The 16,848-nt window shown below is 60.5% G+C and carries 15 protein-coding genes; 7 read left to right on the forward strand and 8 right to left on the reverse strand.

Annotation, left to right across the window (positions count from 1 at the left end; translation table 11 throughout):
* Positions 1–72 precede the first annotated feature (72 nt).
* Positions 73–1,785 carry an ATP-binding protein gene (locus tag FXO12_RS02805; RefSeq protein WP_054917134.1) on the forward strand — a complete coding sequence of 571 codons (1,713 nt, stop codon included), beginning with the start codon at positions 73–75 and terminating at the stop codon, positions 1,783–1,785.
* A complete protein-coding gene (uvrA, locus tag FXO12_RS02810; protein WP_057974861.1) occupies positions 1,782–4,301 on the forward strand; it encodes an excinuclease ABC subunit UvrA in 2,520 nt (839 codons plus the stop codon). The genes FXO12_RS02805 and uvrA overlap by 4 nt, the downstream gene beginning before the upstream one ends.
* Positions 4,302–4,416: 115 nt before the next feature.
* Here uvrA and argE read toward each other — a convergent pair whose 3' ends face one another.
* The 5 genes from argE to FXO12_RS02835 all read right to left on the reverse strand — a co-directional run bounded on the left by argE (position 4,417) and on the right by FXO12_RS02835 (position 8,802).
* Positions 4,417–5,559, reverse strand: a complete 1,143-nt coding sequence (gene argE / locus FXO12_RS02815) for an acetylornithine deacetylase (protein WP_054917132.1) — start codon at positions 5,557–5,559, stop codon at positions 4,417–4,419.
* Positions 5,556–6,233, reverse strand: a complete 678-nt coding sequence (locus tag FXO12_RS02820) for a DUF1028 domain-containing protein (RefSeq protein ID WP_054898520.1) — start codon at positions 6,231–6,233, stop codon at positions 5,556–5,558. The genes argE and FXO12_RS02820 overlap by 4 nt, the downstream gene beginning before the upstream one ends.
* Positions 6,234–6,244: 11 nt before the next feature.
* Positions 6,245–6,655 (reverse strand): RidA family protein, encoded by a 411-nt coding sequence (locus tag FXO12_RS02825; RefSeq protein WP_014718154.1) that lies wholly within the window; start codon positions 6,653–6,655, stop codon positions 6,245–6,247.
* 23 nt (positions 6,656–6,678) lie between these two features.
* Entirely contained in the window at positions 6,679–8,010 is a 1,332-nt protein-coding gene (locus tag FXO12_RS02830; RefSeq protein WP_372241968.1) for a flavin-containing monooxygenase, read from the reverse strand.
* 189 nt (positions 8,011–8,199) lie between these two features.
* On the reverse strand, positions 8,200–8,802 hold the full coding sequence (locus FXO12_RS02835; RefSeq protein ID WP_034126113.1) for a response regulator transcription factor: 603 nt from the start codon (positions 8,800–8,802) through the stop codon (positions 8,200–8,202).
* Between the two features lie 182 nt (positions 8,803–8,984).
* On the opposite strand from FXO12_RS02835, the gene FXO12_RS02840 reads away from it, so the two are divergent.
* The gene (locus FXO12_RS02840) at positions 8,985–10,598 is read left to right on the forward strand and encodes a hybrid sensor histidine kinase/response regulator (protein WP_057974859.1); all 1,614 of its coding nucleotides are present in this window, start codon (positions 8,985–8,987) and stop codon (positions 10,596–10,598) included.
* Here FXO12_RS02840 and FXO12_RS02845 read toward each other — a convergent pair.
* Positions 10,588–10,923, reverse strand: a complete 336-nt coding sequence (locus FXO12_RS02845; RefSeq protein ID WP_044273082.1) for a hypothetical protein — start codon at positions 10,921–10,923, stop codon at positions 10,588–10,590. The genes FXO12_RS02840 and FXO12_RS02845 overlap by 11 nt on opposite strands.
* A 176-nt stretch (positions 10,924–11,099) precedes the next feature.
* On the opposite strand from FXO12_RS02845, the gene FXO12_RS02850 reads away from it, so the two are divergent.
* Positions 11,100–11,582 carry a GNAT family N-acetyltransferase gene (locus tag FXO12_RS02850; RefSeq protein ID WP_054917124.1) on the forward strand — a complete coding sequence of 161 codons (483 nt, stop codon included), beginning with the start codon at positions 11,100–11,102 and terminating at the stop codon, positions 11,580–11,582.
* Here FXO12_RS02850 and FXO12_RS02855 read toward each other — a convergent pair.
* Together FXO12_RS02855 and FXO12_RS02860 are read right to left on the reverse strand one after the other, a co-directional pair.
* A complete protein-coding gene (locus FXO12_RS02855; RefSeq protein ID WP_054898524.1) occupies positions 11,566–12,054 on the reverse strand; it encodes an HIT family protein in 489 nt (162 codons plus the stop codon). The two genes, FXO12_RS02850 and FXO12_RS02855, sit on opposite strands and share 17 nt — an antisense overlap.
* Before the next feature lie 234 nt (positions 12,055–12,288).
* Positions 12,289–12,807 (reverse strand): Hcp family type VI secretion system effector, encoded by a 519-nt coding sequence (locus FXO12_RS02860; RefSeq protein WP_034126109.1) that lies wholly within the window; start codon positions 12,805–12,807, stop codon positions 12,289–12,291.
* A gap of 468 nt (positions 12,808–13,275) precedes the next feature.
* Between FXO12_RS02860 and tssA the strand changes: the two genes are divergently transcribed.
* The 3 genes from tssA to tssC are packed head-to-tail and all read left to right on the forward strand — an operon-like array spanning position 13,276 to position 16,846.
* The gene (gene tssA / locus FXO12_RS02865; protein WP_057974858.1) at positions 13,276–14,817 is read left to right on the forward strand and encodes a type VI secretion system protein TssA; all 1,542 of its coding nucleotides are present in this window, start codon (positions 13,276–13,278) and stop codon (positions 14,815–14,817) included.
* Between the two features lie 25 nt (positions 14,818–14,842).
* Positions 14,843–15,352: a type VI secretion system contractile sheath small subunit gene (gene tssB, locus FXO12_RS02870; RefSeq protein ID WP_057974857.1), complete on the forward strand. Its 510-nt coding sequence runs from the start codon at positions 14,843–14,845 to the stop codon at positions 15,350–15,352.
* A 15-nt stretch (positions 15,353–15,367) separates the two neighbouring features.
* Complete coding sequence (gene tssC / locus FXO12_RS02875) at positions 15,368–16,846, forward strand: type VI secretion system contractile sheath large subunit (protein ID WP_054898527.1); 1,479 nt, start codon at positions 15,368–15,370, stop codon at positions 16,844–16,846.
* The last annotated feature ends 2 nt before the right edge of the window (positions 16,847–16,848 follow it).

Here is a 16,848-nt window from a genome sequence, read left to right on the forward strand (position 1 = left end):
TCAGGATGAAACCATCCACCGCTGGCGCGCTCCAAAACTTGCGACTGTCTTGTCCCTGCACAGAGCCCAATCATGCAATTTTTATCCAACCCCCATGGCTGTGAAGGCTGGGCCGGCGAAATGGCCCAGCGGATTCGCACGTTCGACTGGTCAAGTACCGACCTTGGCCCCTTGGATCAGTGGTCCACGAGCCTGGCTTGCACCGTGCAAATGATGCTCGCCTCACCCGTGCCGATGGTGATGCTGTGGGGGCGGGCGGGGTACATGATCTACAACGACAGCTATTCGGTATTTGCCGGCGGGCGCCATCCCTACCTCTTGGGCACTCCGGTAGAACTGGGCTGGCCGGAAGTGGCCGAGTTCAATCGGCATGTGGTGGATACGTGCCTGGCGGGCGGTACCTTGTCGTTCAATAACAAGGAGCTGGTGTTATCGCGTCACGGCCAACCGGAAAGCGTATGGCTGGACCTCTATTACAGCCCCGTGGCCGGGGACAACCAACAGCCGGCCGGGGTGCTGGCGATTGTGGTGGAAACCACTGAACTGGTGAAGTCCGAGCGGGTGCGCCAGGAGCTCACCCATAATCTGGAGCAACGCGTAGCCGCTGAAGTGCAGGCGCGGTCTGCCGCAGAAGACCAGTTGCGCCAGTCACAGAAGCTGGAAGCGATTGGCGGCCTGACCGGTGGCGTGGCCCATGACTTCAATAACCTGCTGCAAGTGATCGCCGGCAACCTGCATTTGCTCGCCCGGCATGAGCCGGACAATTGTCAGGTGCAACGTCGCGTCACCGCGGCCATCGCCGCCGTGGAGCGAGGGGCCAAGCTGTCGTCGCAACTGCTGGCCTTTGCCCGTCGCCAGCCCTTGTCTCCGGCGGTGTACAACCCGCAGCGCATCTACGCCGGCCTGGGCGAGCTGTTGCAACGGGCGTTGGGGGAAACCATCCATATCGACGTGCAACTGCCCCAGGACTCCTGGTGCATCAATGTCGACCGCAACCAGCTGGAAAACGCGCTGCTCAACCTGGCGATCAACGCCCGCGATGCCATGCAAGGCGAGGGTGTGATTCGTATCACCGGGGAAAACGTCATCCTCAACCCGGACGATTGCATCGGTAAAAGCATCAAGCCCGGCGAATACGTGCGCCTGGCAGTGGCCGACACCGGCGTGGGCATGTCCGAGGCGACCCTCAAGCGCGCATTCGAACCCTTCTTTACCACCAAGCGCGAAGGCCACGGCACCGGCCTGGGGTTGAGCATGGTGTTCGGTTTTGTGCGCCAAAGTGGCGGGCACGTGGACATGTGGAGCGAGGAGGGCAAGGGCTCGGTGGTGCAGATGTATTTCCCCCACTGCCTGGAGCCTGAATGCCTCGACGACTACAGTGATGCGGACCTGCAAGGCGGCGGCCAGGAAACCATCCTGGTGGTCGAGGACAACGAAGGCGTGCGCCTGACGGTGGTCGAGTTGCTGCAGCAGTCGGGTTATACCGTACTGACCGCCGAGGATGGCGACCGCGCGATGCAAGTGTTGCAGCGCGGCGTGTCGCCGGACCTGATCTTCACCGATGTGGTGATGCCGGGTCGGGTCAAGAGCACCGACCTGGCCACCTGGGCCCGCGCGCAGAACCCGCCGGTGCCGGTGCTGTTTACCTCGGGCCACACCCGCGACATTCTGTCTTCCAATCATCTGCTCAGCGCCGATATCCACCTGCTGAGCAAACCCTACAGCCCCGATGCCCTGACCCAACGCGTGCGCAGGGTGCTAAGCGCAAGACAAGGTTGCCCATGACTTCACAGCGCAACATCCCACCGCTCACCGCCCGGCAAACGGGCTTTGTCAGGGTGCGTGGCGCCCGTGAACATAATTTGCGCAATGTCGATGTGGATATTCCCCGGGACGCCCTGGTGGTGTTTACCGGCGTGTCTGGCTCCGGCAAATCGTCCCTGGCGTTTTCCACGGTGTACGCGGAGGCCCAGCGCCGCTATTTCGAATCGGTGGCGCCCTATGCGCGGCGCTTGATCGACCAGGTCGGCGTGCCGGACGTAGACAGCATCGAAGGCTTGCCGCCTGCCGTGGCCCTGCAACAGCAACGGGGTACACCCAGTGCGCGCTCGTCGGTGGGCAGTGTCACCACCTTGTCGAGCTTGATCCGCATGCTCTATTCCCGCGCCGGCCGCTATCCGAAAGGGCAGGCCATGTTGTATGCCGAGGACTTCTCGCCGAACCTGCCCCAGGGCGCGTGCCCGCAATGCCACGGCCTGGGCCGCGTGTATGAAGTGACCGAAGCGCTGATGGTGCCCGATCCGTCCTTGACCATCCGCCAGCGTGCAGTGGCGTCCTGGCCGTTGGCGTGGCAGGGCCAGAACCTGCGCGACATCCTCGTGACCCTGGGTTATGACGTGGACATCCCGTGGCGCGAGCTGCCGAAAAAGCAGCGCGACTGGATCCTGTTCACCGAAGAAACCCCCACCGTACCGGTGTACGCCGGCTTCACCCCGCAGCAGACCCGCGAGGCGTTGAAACGCAAGTTGGAGCCCAGTTACCAAGGCACCTTCAGCGGCGCTCGGCGCTATATCCTGCACACCTTCGCCCACACCCAAAGCGCGCTGATGAAAAAGCGTGTATCGCAGTTCATGCAAGGCAGTGCCTGCCCATTGTGCAAGGGCAAACGCCTGAACCAGGCGGCGTTGTCGGTGAAGTTTGCCGGGGTGGATATCGGTGAGCTGTCGCAATTGTCCCTGGCGCAATTGGCCGAGTTGCTGCAGCCGGTGGCCGCGGGGCACGACACGATGAAGCTGTCGGTGGAAAAACGCCTGGCGGCCCAGCGCATCGCCCAGGACCTGCTCGAACGGGTCAACACCTTGATCGAACTGGGCCTGGGCTATCTGTCCCTGGAGCGCAGCACGCCGACCCTGTCGTCCGGGGAACTGCAGCGTCTGCGCCTGGCTACCCAATTGGGCTCGCAGTTGTTCGGTGTTATTTATGTGCTCGATGAGCCTTCGTCGGGCCTGCACCCGGCGGATGGCGAAGCATTGTTCACCGCGCTTGATCGTTTGAAGGCCGCGGGCAATTCGCTGTTTGTGGTGGAACATGACCTGGAAACCATGCGCCGCGCCGACTGGCTGATCGACGTGGGCCCGGCTGCCGGCGAACATGGCGGGCAAGTGCTGTACAGCGGGCCGCCCGCAGGGTTGGCGGATGTCGAGGCCTCGCAGACCCGCGAATACCTGTTTGCCTCACCTCGCCCGGCCAATGTGCCAAGCCGCGAGCCGGCCGGTTGGCTGAAGCTCAAAGGCGTGACGCGAAACAACCTGAAAGATTTGAACGTGGATTTCCCGCTGGGCTGTTTCACCGCGGTGACGGGGATTTCCGGCTCGGGCAAATCCAGCCTGGTCAGCCAGGCGCTGCTGGAATTGGTGGGCACGGGCCTGGGGCGTGTGCTGGAAAGCGACGATGAACCGAGCCTGGAAGATGCTGCACCGCAAGCCAGTGGCGGGCGCATCAGCGCCGGGCTCGAGCACATTCAGCGCCTGGTGCAGGTGGACCAGAAGCCCATCGGCCGCACGCCGCGTTCCAACCTGGCGACCTACACCGGGCTGTTCGACAACGTGCGCAAACTGTTTGCCGCCACGCCAGCGGCCAAGAAACGCAATTACGATGCCGGGCAGTTCTCCTTCAACGTCGCCAAGGGCCGTTGCCCGAACTGTGAGGGTGAAGGTTTTGTCAGCGTTGAATTGCTGTTCATGCCCAGCGTGTACGCGCCATGCCCGACCTGTCACGGCGCGCGCTATAACCCCGACACCCTGGCGATCAAATGGCAGGGCTTGAACATCGCCCAGGTGCTGGGGCTGACGGTGGAGCAAGCGGTGCAGGTGTTTGCCGAGCAGCCGGGCATCCTGCGTTCGTTAGTCGTGTTGCGCGATATCGGCCTGGGTTATCTGCGCCTCGGGCAGCCGGCCACCGAGTTGTCTGGCGGTGAGGCACAGCGCATCAAGCTCGCTACCGAGTTGCAACGCAATGCCCGGGGCGCCACCTTGTATGTGCTGGACGAGCCGACCACCGGGTTGCACCCCAGGGACGTCGATCGTTTGCTCAGCCAACTGAACCAGTTGGTGGATGCGGGGCATACGGTGGTTGTGGTGGAGCATGAAATGCGCGTGGTGGCCCAAAGTGACTGGGTGATTGATATCGGGCCGGGAGCAGGGGACTTGGGCGGGAGAGTCGTGGCGTGTGGGGCGCCGCAGAAGGTGGCCAAGAGCAAGACCAGCCGGACTGCGCCGTTTCTTGCTCGGGAGCTGGTCTGACTGGAGGCTGGCCTTTTGTGGGAGCTGGCTTGCCTGCGATGATGGCCCCCAGCCGACCCCTATCTGCCTGATCCAACACGATCCATTTGCATTGTCTGTGGAAGCAGTGTTTGGCTCAGCGGATCGAGTCCAGCATGCGCCCCAACATGGCATCACATCCCGCCAATTGCGCTACGCTCACAAACTCATCCGGCTTATGCCCCTGCTCCATGCTCCCGGGCCCGCATACCACGGTGGGAATGCCTGCCGCATCAAACAGCCCGCCTTCGGTGCCAAACGCTACGGTGCCGAACGCTTGCGAGCCGCAAAACGCCGCAATCAGCTGCGCCGCCTGGCTGTGCTCATCCGTGACCAGCCCCGGGTAGGCCGACAGCTCTGTGAACCGAATGGAGCTCTGCTTGCTGACCGCCTGCATACGCGGCAGTACCTGCTGCATGGCGTACGCTTGCAGTTCTTGAGCGACTTCAGCGGGGTCCGAGGCGGGCAGGGCGCGTACTTCAAAGTCAAAGCGACAATCGGCCGGGACGATGTTCAATGCCTTGCCACCACTGATCAGGCCGGTCTGTACCGTGCTGAAAGGTGGGTTGAAACGTGGGTCTTGGTGCGAACGCAAGCGCTGGCCGATGCGCCCGAGTTCGCAGATCAGATCGGCGGCATGTTCGATCGCATTCACCCCCGAGGGCGCATACGCCGAATGACATGCTTGACCCTGTATGTCGCAGCGCATTGCCAACTTGCCCTTATGACCCAACACCGGTTTGAGTTCGGTCGGTTCGCCGATGATGCACAGCATGGGTTTCACCGGGCGCTGTTCCAGAACAGCGAGCAATGAGCGTACGCCCAGGCATCCGACTTCTTCATCGTAGGACAGGGCGATATGCACCGGCAGGCGCAACGGTGTTTTGACCAGTGCGGGTACCAACGCCAGTACGCACGCGATATACCCCTTCATGTCGGCGGTGCCGCGCCCGAACAGCTTGCCGTCACGCTCGGTCAACGTGAACGGCGGCAGGGTCCAGGGTTGCCCATCCACTGGCACCACGTCGGTATGCCCCGACAGCACGATACCTGGCAGCTCAACCGGGCCGACGCTGGCAAACAGGTTGGCCTTGGTGCGTTGCGCGTTGTAGACCAACTCGCTGGCGATACCAAACCCGGCCAGGTAATCGCGCACAAACTCGATCAACTGAAGGTTGGACTCACGGCTGGTGGTGTCGAAGCCCACCAGCGTTTCCAGCAGGTCGCGGCTGCGGCTCATCGCTCGTCTCCGGCCACGCCGTAGCCGGGGGAGCGGTCGGGGGCGAGGGCGCGATCGATATAGTCCTGTACCTGTGGGCGGTAGGCGTCCCAGAGTTTTTGCAATTCGCCAATCGGCGCTTCGTCGGCCCAATCCACGCGCAAGTTGATGATCGGCCAAGTCAACTCGCCCACCACCACCAGCGCGGCGGAATGCACCGGACCGGCTTCGCCACCGGCGGCGATGGCGGCATGCATCGCTGCCAGCAACCGGTCTGCGAGCTGGCCTTCGCCCTGTTCAAAGGCCGAGACCATCGCGGTGATGACTTCACGGTCGGCGAGCATATTGCCCGCCGCCACGCATTGCTCGCCCGATACCGCGTGATGGGTACCCAGGGTCTGGCTGCCGCTGAAATGCACGCTACGGCCCAGGTGGTCTATCGCCGTCAGTTGTCGATACTGGCTGTAGCCGTTGCGGGTGAGTGCTTTGTCGACGGCATCGTCTGGGGCCAGGCCCTGTTCCAGCCCGTCGAGCACGTCTGGGCCGAGGGCCGGCAAGGTGATGTTCTGGGTCGATACCGCGCCCACGCCGGGCCGCAGCCATGGGCAGCGAGCGCCTACGGCGATACTTGATGAGCTGATGGCAACGCCCAACTGGCCGGTTTCCGCGCAGCGGCCAACGATTGAAAAGGTCATGGCTAGCCTCCTTACTCTGGGATAACCGCGATCACATCAATTTCCATCAGCCACTGCGGCTGGCCCAGGGCCGAGACCACCAGCCCGGTGGAAATCGGGAATACGCCCTTGAGCCACTTGCCCACTTCCTGATACACCGGCTCGCGGTAGCGTGGGTCGATCAAGTAGGTGGTGGTTTTGACGATGTGGCTGAGGTCGCTGCCGGCTTCTTCGAGCAGTTGCTTGACGTTTTTCATCGCCTGTTCGGCCTGGGCCCGAGGGTCGCCGAGGCCCACCAGGTTGCCATCGAAATCAGTGCCCACCTGGCCGCGTACATACACGGTGTTGCCGGCGCGCACGGCCTGGCACAGGTCGTTATCCAGGCTCTGGTTGGGATAGGTTTCTTTGGTGTTGAACATGCGGATGCGAGTGTGAGTAGGCATCAAAAAACTCCAGGAAAAAGTGATCAGGCGCTGACAGGGGTCTGGCGGGCAACCGGCGCAGCTTCGCGGTACTCGAGGTACTGACGCTGGATAGCGATATGGTCGGCTACGTATTTGGCGTCGTGCCACACCCCCCAGATAAACGACGAGCCACGCCGCGATTGCCATGGCAAACCGAGGAAGTAGATGCCGGCTTCGCTGGATACACCACGTTGGTGTTGCGGCTTGCCGGCGGCGTCGAAAGCGTCCACCTGTAGCCAGCTGTAGTCCACGACAAACCCGGTGGCCCAGATGATCGAGGTGATGCCCGCTTGGGCCAGGTCCAGCGTCAGGATTGGCTGCTTGATGCATTCAGCGTCGGGAAACACGCGACGTGCTTCGGGCTCCAGGGGCAGGTCGAGACCATTGCGTTCGATATACGCGTCGGCCGCGTCCAGCAGGGCCCGGTAGTTCTCATCCCCGCGTGCCAGGTTTTCCACCAGGTTGGGTTGGAACGTCGCCACCGTACCGTCGAAGGCTTGGGTCAGGCCAACCAGGGTCATGCCTTGCTGGGCCAGTTCACGGAAGTCGATGGTCTTGCCGCCGTGGGCGCCGCTCACAGCAATGGTCACGTGTTCACGGCCAGGTTTCATCGCCGCCTGGTCCCACTCGCCCAGAACCCCCAGCCACCAGCAGAAATCCCGGTTGCGATAGGCGCGGGGCGGGCGGTCATGGGCGCCTACCGACAGGTAGACCTGGCGACCGGCGCGCTGCAGTTCATCGGCGATTTGTACGCCGGAAGAACCGGCGCCCACCACTAATACGGCGCCTGCCGGCAGTTGCCCTGGGTTGCGATAGTCGGCGGAATGGATCTGGTGCAGTGCCGTGCCTGTAGGCGCTATGCCTGGAATCACGGGCTTCTGGAATGGCCCGGTGGCGGCGACCACGCGGTTGGCTTCGATCACACCTTCACTGGTGTGCACGGTGAAGCCGGGGCGGCCGATGTTACGTACCACTGACGTCACGTCCACGCCAGTGCGGATCGGCGCATTGAATTTGCGTGCGTAGGCTTCAAAGTAATCGGCGACACGCTCTTTTGGCGCGAAGCCATCGGCAGGGACGTCGTCGAATTCCAGACCGGGGAAGCGGTCATGCCAGGCCGGGCCGTTGGCGACCAACGAGTCCCAGCGCCCGGTGCGCCAGCGTTCGGCGATACGGCTGCGCTCCAGCACCAGGTGCGGCACGCCTTGCTTGCTCAAATGCTCGCTCATGGCCACGCCAGCCTGACCTGCGCCCACCACCAGCGTGTCTATTTTTGTTATTGCTTGAGTCATGTGTCTGTCCTTGCGTAATGCAGTTGGATTCAGCTTGGGCATGACGTCAAGTTAGGGGGCGGGCGGTGATTAATAAAATATTATTAAGTTGGGAATTGAGCATAAATATCGGATGCAGAGGGGGCTGTAGGAGCTAGCTTGCTCGCGAAAAACGTCAACGCTAACGCGTGTTTTCTGAGTCAACGCGGCGCCTGTGGTTTTCTCGCGAGTAAGCTCGCTCCTACAAACAGCTTAGAGCTCTCCGGAGTACTTCACCGCCGCCGCCGCCCGCGACGGTACCTTCAGACTGCGCAGCAGGGAGGACACATGAATGCGCACGGTAAACGGCGAGATATCCAGGGCCTTGGCGATTTCCTTGTTGGTCTTGCCCTGGGCAATCAGGCGCAACACTTCCTGCTGGCGGGTGGTAAGGGTATGAGTGTCCAGCGGCAGCAGGCCCGACGGCGCGAACTTGACCAGCACTTCGCCGGCGCGTATCGCCAGCAGCGCCTGGCCGATCTCGTCCGGGGCGATGTTCTTGCCGATAAAACCGTCGACGCCCAAGGCCATGACTTGTTCGATCAGCGCAGGGTCGTCGACCATCGACACCACCACCAAGGTGGTGCGTCGCAGTTGCTGGCGCAGTTCGGCCAGTTGGCTGATGCAGGTCAGGCCGGGAAAGCGCAAATCGAGGATCAGGGTATCGACCTCGCCCGCCTCGCGCAGCAACGTATTCACCGTGGCCAGGTCGCCGGCCTCTTGCACCTGGGCGTCGGGCAGCAAGCGTTGCACGGTGCGCGCCATGCCTTCGCGAAACATGGGGTGGTCGTCGGCGATGATGATCCGGCCGGTCATGGTGAGCTCCTTCCTGGGGCCAGGTTGTGTCGAGGCATGCTACTTTATTTACTGTCGGCGCAGGAGCGAGCTTGCTCGCGAAGCACGCCCAGGCACCACGTACTTCCAGGTAAAACGCGTTGTCGCTGACGTTTTTTCGCGAGCAAGCTCGCTCCTACAGATGATAGGTCAAGGATATGACGATGAGCCCCGAGACCAACTCCGAACTCGATCAGGCTAATCTGCGCATCGTGGTGGCCAGCATCGCTATCGTTTACATCGGCGTGCTGGGCTTTTTGCCTGGGCAGTCGTTGGACACCTATCTGCCGGTGATCCTGTATATCTTCGTGTTCCTGCTGGCATCCATCGTGTTGCGCCAGGTGATCGCACGCTGGCCCGGGCATTATCCGGCGCGGCGGATCTTCGGCATGATCCACGACTACACGGGCACTTCGTTCGGCCTGGTGATGGGCGGTGAGGCGGCATTGCCGCTGTATGCGGTGATGGTCTGGGTGAACCTGGGCAACGGCATGCGCTACGGTTCGCGCTACCTGGCAATCGCGACGGGGCTGGCGTTGCTGGCGCTGTTGATCGTGTACCAACTCACGCCGCTGTGGCAGGCGCAACCCTTCATGATGCTGATGCTGATGATCACCAGCACAGTGATCCCGGTGTACGCCCATATCCTGTTGGAGCGCACACGCAAGGCTTCCGAGCAAGCCATCGCAGCCAACCTGGAAAAGTCGCGCTTTCTTGCCCAGGCCAGCCATGACCTGCGCCAGCCGATCCACTCCATCGGCCTGTTCACCGCCTGCTTGCGCGAAGCCCGCTTGGGGGAGGACGAACAGCGCCTGGTGGACAATATCGACCGCTCTTTGCTTAACGTGTCGCAATTGTTTCGTTCGATTCTCGACCTTTACACCCTCGACAACGGACGCCTGTTGCCCAAATACCAAGTGATTCACCTGGGTGACTTTCTCGCCGACCTGGTGCGCCAGAACGCCGAGGCTGCGCGCTGGGCTGGAGTGCAGTTGCGCTTGCGCGCCGGCGCTCACTGGGTGCTGGTCGACCCGGCCATGTTGGCAACGATGGTGCAGAACCTGCTTTCCAATTGCTTCAAATACGGCGCGCAACGACCAGTGCTGATCGGTGTGCGTGTTCGCGATAACGGCTTGGTGGTGGAGGTGCACGACCAGGGGCGGGGCATTGCCAGGGAGCATCTGTCAAAGGTCTTCGAAGAGTTTTATCGCGTGCGCCAACTGCGTGACAAGGACGTTGAAGGCGTGGGCCTTGGGCTGTCCATCGTCAAGCGCCTGGGGCAGTTGATGGGGTTGCAGGTGAGCCTGCGTTCGCGGGTGGGCCATGGCACCTCAGTGAGTCTGCATGGCCTGGCCCTGGCCACCGCGCCGCGTCAACCGGCAGTGCGTGACGATGCTCGCCAGGCCGGTCTGCTCAGCGGTCTGAAAGTGTGCCTGGTGGAGGATGACTACAACGTGCTGCTCGCCACCCAAGCTTTGCTCGAGCGCTGGGGGTGCGAGGTGCAGGCCGAGTCCACGGGGCAGGGCTTGGTCAGCGACTGCGACATCATCGTTGCCGACTACGATCTGGGCAACCATGCCACCGGCATTGAATGCATCGACCAGCTACGCGAACAACGCGGCTGGGCGGTGCCAGCGCTGATCCTCACCGGGCACGATGTGGAGAAAATCCAGGCCGCGTTGCATGATCGGCAGATCGCTATCCTCTCCAAACCGGTACGCCCTGCGGAGCTGCGCGGCACCCTGCGTGAGCTCAGTCAGGAAAAAATTACTGCATGAACGGCGTCAACCCATTGCCTTTGGCGCCCTTGGGCATGCAGTAGGCCGCGGGCTTCATCAGGCCGAAGCTGGCAATCGCGAACGCGCCGCCGCTCGCACCGCTGGGCACGGAGCAGTTGTACTCGCCGGAGGCTGTGTTAGCGACGTAGTAGGTGGTCATGGAGTCGCTGCGCACATTGGAAATACGTTTTACCGGCTCGCCCAGATTGGTTTCCGAAAGCTTCTTGAGATGATCTTCGGTGGGTTTGATATTGCTGCAACCGGCGACGCCGATGATCAAGGCGCCCAGCAGGGCAAGGCGAGTGACAGGGGAGTGGAGTTTCATGGTGCTTCTTCCTTGGGGTTGTTTTGGTTTTTCCAACGCGCAAAGAACCCGCGCGCATTGAGTGCGCGGTGTGGGTGAGAACGTTGGAAGTGCCGCGGAATATAGCGCCGCCGTGGGGTGGGGTCGATTAGCACAAATGGGCTAGTGGCAGTTTGAGGTCATGGAAGGAGCTTGCGATGCTGGAGATAAAACGTGCCACGCCGGATGACGCCGAGCGTGCGTTCGAGATTCGACGCGAGGCCATTCGCGGCCAATGCATTGGCGCCTACAGCGCTGAGCAAATGGCGCTCTGGACCCGAGGTCACGCCAGCGATGGCTACAGCGTGTTGATGGAAAAACAGTTCTACATGGGCTGGCTGAATGACGAGCCTGTCGCCACCGGTATGCTCGATCTTGCCGACGGTGAAATAGGGGCCTTGTTTGTATTGCCCGCTTACATGGGGCAAGGCCTTGGCAAGGCAATGCTTGCTCATCTGGAAGGCGTGGCACGCCAGCAAGCGATTGAACAGGTTGTGCTGGATGCGACCTTGAACGCGGTAAGTTTTTATAGCGCGTGCGGGTATGTAGGCGATGAGCAGGCGGTGTATCGCTCTCCGTCCGGGTTGGTGCTGGCGTGTGTGCCGATGGTGAAGCGGCTGCGCGTTATGAGTCCCGCTTGAATGCAGCGCGCAATTGCTCGATCACCTGCGCCACCCCTGGCCCGTGAACCTGCGGCGGGGTGAGGCTCTCGCCAAACTCGCGCCATACAAACAGGGTCAGTTCAGCGCCATCGGTCATGGGTTCGAGGGGCGGCGTACCGAAAGCGTACAGCGAGCGGTAGCGTTCGTCCTGCCAGAACGCTCGCTCCACCCAGTCATAGACAGGAATGAAGTGAAAGTGCAGCGGGAAACCCGGCATATGTCCGTAGCGGCTGATATATAGCCACTTCGGCTGGAGCTGGGCTTGCATCACTCGTTGGATGTTGGCGAGCAAACCGCCCATTTCGGCCAGTGCGGCTTCTGGCATGTCAGCGAGGGAGTCAACCGGTACCTTGGCGCCAAGCATCAGGTAGCCCGGCAGCTTCGACGCTAGGTGGTGGTTGAGCTGCCAGTGCTCGGTCTGGTGAAGGATGAAGGCCGGGTCGATGTGCATACGCGCTCGTCCGTGTGGGCGGGAGCGCCAGGATAACAAAACTGCGGGCTTGCTCGCGAAGGCGGCCTGATAGCCGACCAGATGTCAGATCAGACCGCGTACATATCCGTTATTCAGGTAACGGCCACCTAGGGTTCCGCAATGGCGGCGGCTCACTTTGCAAAAGCGGCAAATCAAGCAAAACGCTCTTGCCCCATTACTCGGCACCTCGTTAGCGGGGCCCTATCGCCCTGCTTAGCCGCCGGCCACTGGACTGCGCCAGTCGTCCGAACCGGACGTCCCGGCGACCTCGTGAGTCCAGATGATCTTGCGATAGCTGAAGTGCACGTCCTCCAGATGGGTGAAGTGGGCGTTGTCGGGGTCCTGGCAGTTGGGCATGCGCGATTGGATGTCCACGATGGTCGCGCCTTCCAGTTCAATGGTGAAATAGTGCTCCAGAGTCCCGGAGGAAGAGTTGCGCAGCCATTCCAACCGGCAGGACACTTCTTCGCCGGTAGTCAGGGCGCTGAACAGCAAAGGTGAGGATTTATCGAAAACCTTGCTGATCATCAGCGGTTTGTGCACGCGCTGACCGGTTGGCTGGCCGGATTGCGGGTCGCGAGGAATGATCACCTGGTGGGCAAATGCTTGTACCAGTATCTGGTCCTCATGACCTTCCTGATAAATGCTGCCTACCGAGTCCTGAGTAAATGTGCCTGCCGTAATCAAACCTTGTTTGACACCGGTGATGGAGAGATACGCGGGTGTTGGCATGACGGGTTTCCTTGCCTGATTGAGTAGGTATTGCCGAACAGCAAAAGCGCTGAAGGGGCAGAGGCCTATAACAAGAAGCGTGCCTGAAAGTATGAAAGCCAATGAAATAAAGACCAAGGCGGCTCTGTGTTCGTTTGTTCAGAGCTTATTGTCGAGCGGTAGGTGGATTTCAGCGCTATTAGTTTCACGCCTGCGCGCACTTAGTTGCTCATGCCCTATAAGTTGTAAATGCGCGGCTGTCGGAGATAAAGCGTGGATTTTTCGATGAAGAGGTGCGCAAATAGTTGCGCATTCCTTTATTTGTTGGGTGTGTAGGACGTTTCTTAAGTTCCGTTCCGTTACTTGCTGATTGTTTTTGTCGTGGCTAAGGTTCACTCACTTCGATGAGTTTTGAATGGAAGTTCAAGGGCGTTTCGACAATGGCGTTAAGTCCTCCTATTTACCTCGGACGGATGTGTGCAACTCAAAATGGCTTATTCAGAAGAACTTTATGTTCATTACCGCAAGCTTGCACGGACAGCATGTTGCTCAAGCAGTTTTGTTGGTAGTGACGTGCGTTTTTCGAGCGAGTTTGAAGCGCTGGAGGCCGAGCTTGGCAAAGCCCAGTCTATCCATGTTGCGGGCCAGCCGGATTGGCAGAGGGTCAGCGAAATCAGCGAGCATTTGCTGCGTGATCACTCCAAGGATCTACGCGTCGCCGTCTGGTTGGTCTGGGCCCTGTATCAACGTGATTCATTTGCCGGATTGCTGGCCGGTCTCGGTTTGCTGCGTGACCTGTGTGAACTCCATTGGGAGCAGGTTTACCCTGGCAAGCTACGAACCCGTGCTGCGGCGTTTGGCTGGCTGGTGTCGCGCCTTGAGCAAGCGTTTGCACTCAACCCGTCGCTCAGCGATCAACGGCCTTTATTCCAGGCCCTGTTGGAACACCTGGCATGTCTCGACCAGCTATGGGGCGAACAACTTGGAAGCGATGCACCTTTGCTGCTGCCGATTCGCCGGCAATTGTCGGAGCGCTTGGCGCAGGGTGTATCCGAACCTGGCGGTGTCGCGAACGTCATTGCCCAGGTCAAGCAGACGACCCAGTTGCTGAGTCCCGGGCAACCGATCAACAACGAAAAAGACGCGCACAGACTGCTGCGCACTTTACAGGAGCAGGCCCGCCCGTTATGTGCCTGGTGGTTGCGCCAGGACGCAACCGACCTGCGTGCCTTGCGCCTGGGTCGAACCTTGGCGTGGTTGATGCTCGTCAATTATCCCGACGCCAACAGTGAGCGAGTAACGGCGTTGCGCCCGTTGGTCGCGGACAAGCGCAAGCGCTATCAAGAGCGTCTCAGCCAAGGCCATCACGCCGATCTGTTGCCTGAGCTTGAGGTAAGCCTGGCGGGTGCGTTGTTCTGGTTGGATGGTTTGCGCATGGTCTGGGAGTGCCTGGACGCCTTGCATGCAAACCTGGCCATGACTGAACTGGAGATGCATTTGGCTCTGCTGCTGCAGCGCCTGCCGCACCTGCCTGAATATCGGTTCAACGACGGCACCCCCTTTGCCGACCCTGCGACAGGTGAGTGGATCGCGCTGCATGTGATGCGTCACGTGCACAAGCCCGAGCCCTCCCATGTTGTCGCCGACAGTCACACGCAGCCGTGGGAGACCACATTGCAAGCGGTGATGCCTTGCCTGCGAAAGGACGGCCTCAAGGCAGCAGTGGCCGTACTCAAGCAAGGGCTGCAGGCGGCGTGCGGTGATCGAGCGCGCTTTCATTGGCGCCTGGCGCTGGCCAGGTTGTGCGTGGCGGCTGGCAAGCATGAGCTGGCCAGGCTTCAGCTGGAAGAACTCGACCTTCAATTACAGCGCACAGGTCTGGAAAGTTGGGAGCCGGCGCTGACCTTGCAAGTCGGCAAGCTTCTGTACCGCTGCTATGAGCTGTTGCCACAAACCCAGCCCATATGCGACTGCAAAGACGCACTGCATCGCAGGTTGTGCCATTTCGATCTTGAAGCAGTACTTGAATAGCGCCTCATCAAAAAGGAAAAGCACCATGGCCAAAGACGGTTCGGTAGCCCCCAAGGAACGTATCAATATTACTTTCAAACCCGCTGTCGGTGGGGCCCAGGAAGAAGTCGAGCTGCCGTTGAAGCTGCTGGTGCTGGGAGATTTTTCCCAGCGTGCGGACCATCGCAAACTCGAGGATCGCAACCCCATCGGTATCGACAAGCACACCTTTGACGAGGTGTTGGCCAAGCAAGCCTTGAGCCTGACGCTGAGCGTACCCAATCGCCTGCAGGATACCGCTGATGTGGAGGAGTTGCCGATCCAGGTGCAGATCAACGTCATGAGGGACTTCAACCCCGCAAACCTGGTCGAGCAGATCCCGGCGTTGCAAAAGCTGATGGCATTGCGTGAAGCCCTGGTGGCGCTCAAGGGGCCTCTGGGGAACACGCCGAACTTTCGCAAGGCTATCGAGCAGGCATTGGCCAATGACGACTCCCGCGCTCGAGTCCTGGCCGAACTGGGGCTGGACAGCCCTCAAGCATTGCCGTTTCAGTAAAGGGACACTGACACCATGAACACGATTGAACACAGCTCGAAACTCGTACAAACCACCGAAACCTGCAGCATCCTCGATAACATCATTGCCCAGACCTTGCTCAGTGCCGACGACGAGGCTTACGGCATCGCCAAGCGCGGCGTGTCGGCGTTCATTGCAGAGCTGGTGAAGCCACATAACTGTGATGAGCCGGTAAAGAAACACCTGGTCGACCGCATGATTGCCGAGATCGATACCAAGCTCAGCCAGCAAATGGATGAAATCCTGCACCATCCGGACTTCCAGGCACTGGAGGCTTCATGGCGAGGCTTGCAGTTGCTGGTCGAGCGCACCAATTTTCGCGAAAACATCAAGATCGAGCTCTTGAATGTCTCGCGCCAGGACCTCCTGGACGACTTCGAAGACTCATCGGAGATCACCCAGTCCGGGCTTTACAAACATGTCTACAGCGCTGAATACGGCCAGTTCGGCGGACAGCCGGTGGGCGCAATCATTGCCAACTACTTTCTCTCGCCCAACGCACCCGACGTGAAGCTGATGCAGTACGCATCCAGCGTCGCCAGCATGGCCCACGCGCCTTTTATCGCCGCTGCCGGGCCCGGGTTCTTCGGTTTGGAAAGTTTCACCGGGCTGCCGGACCTGAAGGATCTGCGAGATCATTTCGAAGGTCCGCAATTTGCCAAGTGGCAAAGTTTCCGGCAGAGCGAAGACGCCCGTTATATCGGCCTTACCGTACCGCGCTTTCTGTTGCGTACCCCGTATGACCCCCTTGAGTATCCAGTCAAGACCTTTGCCTACCAGGAGAATGTGGTTAATAGCCACGAGCATTACTTGTGGGGCAATACCGCGTATGCCTTTGCCACCCGCCTGACCGACAGCTTTGCGCGATTTCGCTGGTGCCCGAACATTATCGGCCCGCAAAGCGGCGGAGCGGTCGAGGACCTCCCGCTGCATCACTTCCAGAGCATGGGCGAGATCGAAACCAAAATCCCTACCGAGGTGCTGGTATCGGACCGACGCGAATACGAGTTGGCACAAGAAGGTTTCATCGCCTTGACCATGCGCAAAGGCAGCGATAACGCGGCGTTCTTTTCCGCCAGCTCCGTGCAGAAGCCAAAATCCTTTGGTATCAGTGAGGAGGGCAGGGCCGCAGAGCTGAATTACCGGCTGGGCACCCAATTGCCTTACATGATGGTAGTCAACCGCTTGGCGCACTACCTCAAAGTGCTGCAGCGCGAGCAGTTGGGCGCATGGAAAGAGCGCACAGACCTGGAGCTGGAACTCAACAAGTGGATTCGCCAGTACGTGGCGGACCAGGAAAATCCTAGTGCCGAGGTACGTGGGCGGCGCCCGTTGCGAGCTGCACGCATTGTCGTCAGTGATGTCGATGGCGAACCTGGCTGGTACCGGGTCAACCTGACTGTGCGCCCGCATTTCAAGTACATGGGGGCAGATTTCACTTTGTCCCTGGTCGGTAAGCTGGATAAAGAATGAGC

Origin of the sequence: Pseudomonas sp. J380 (assembly GCF_009827115.1) — a bacterium.
GTDB lineage: Bacteria > Pseudomonadota > Gammaproteobacteria > Pseudomonadales > Pseudomonadaceae > Aquipseudomonas > Aquipseudomonas paracarnis.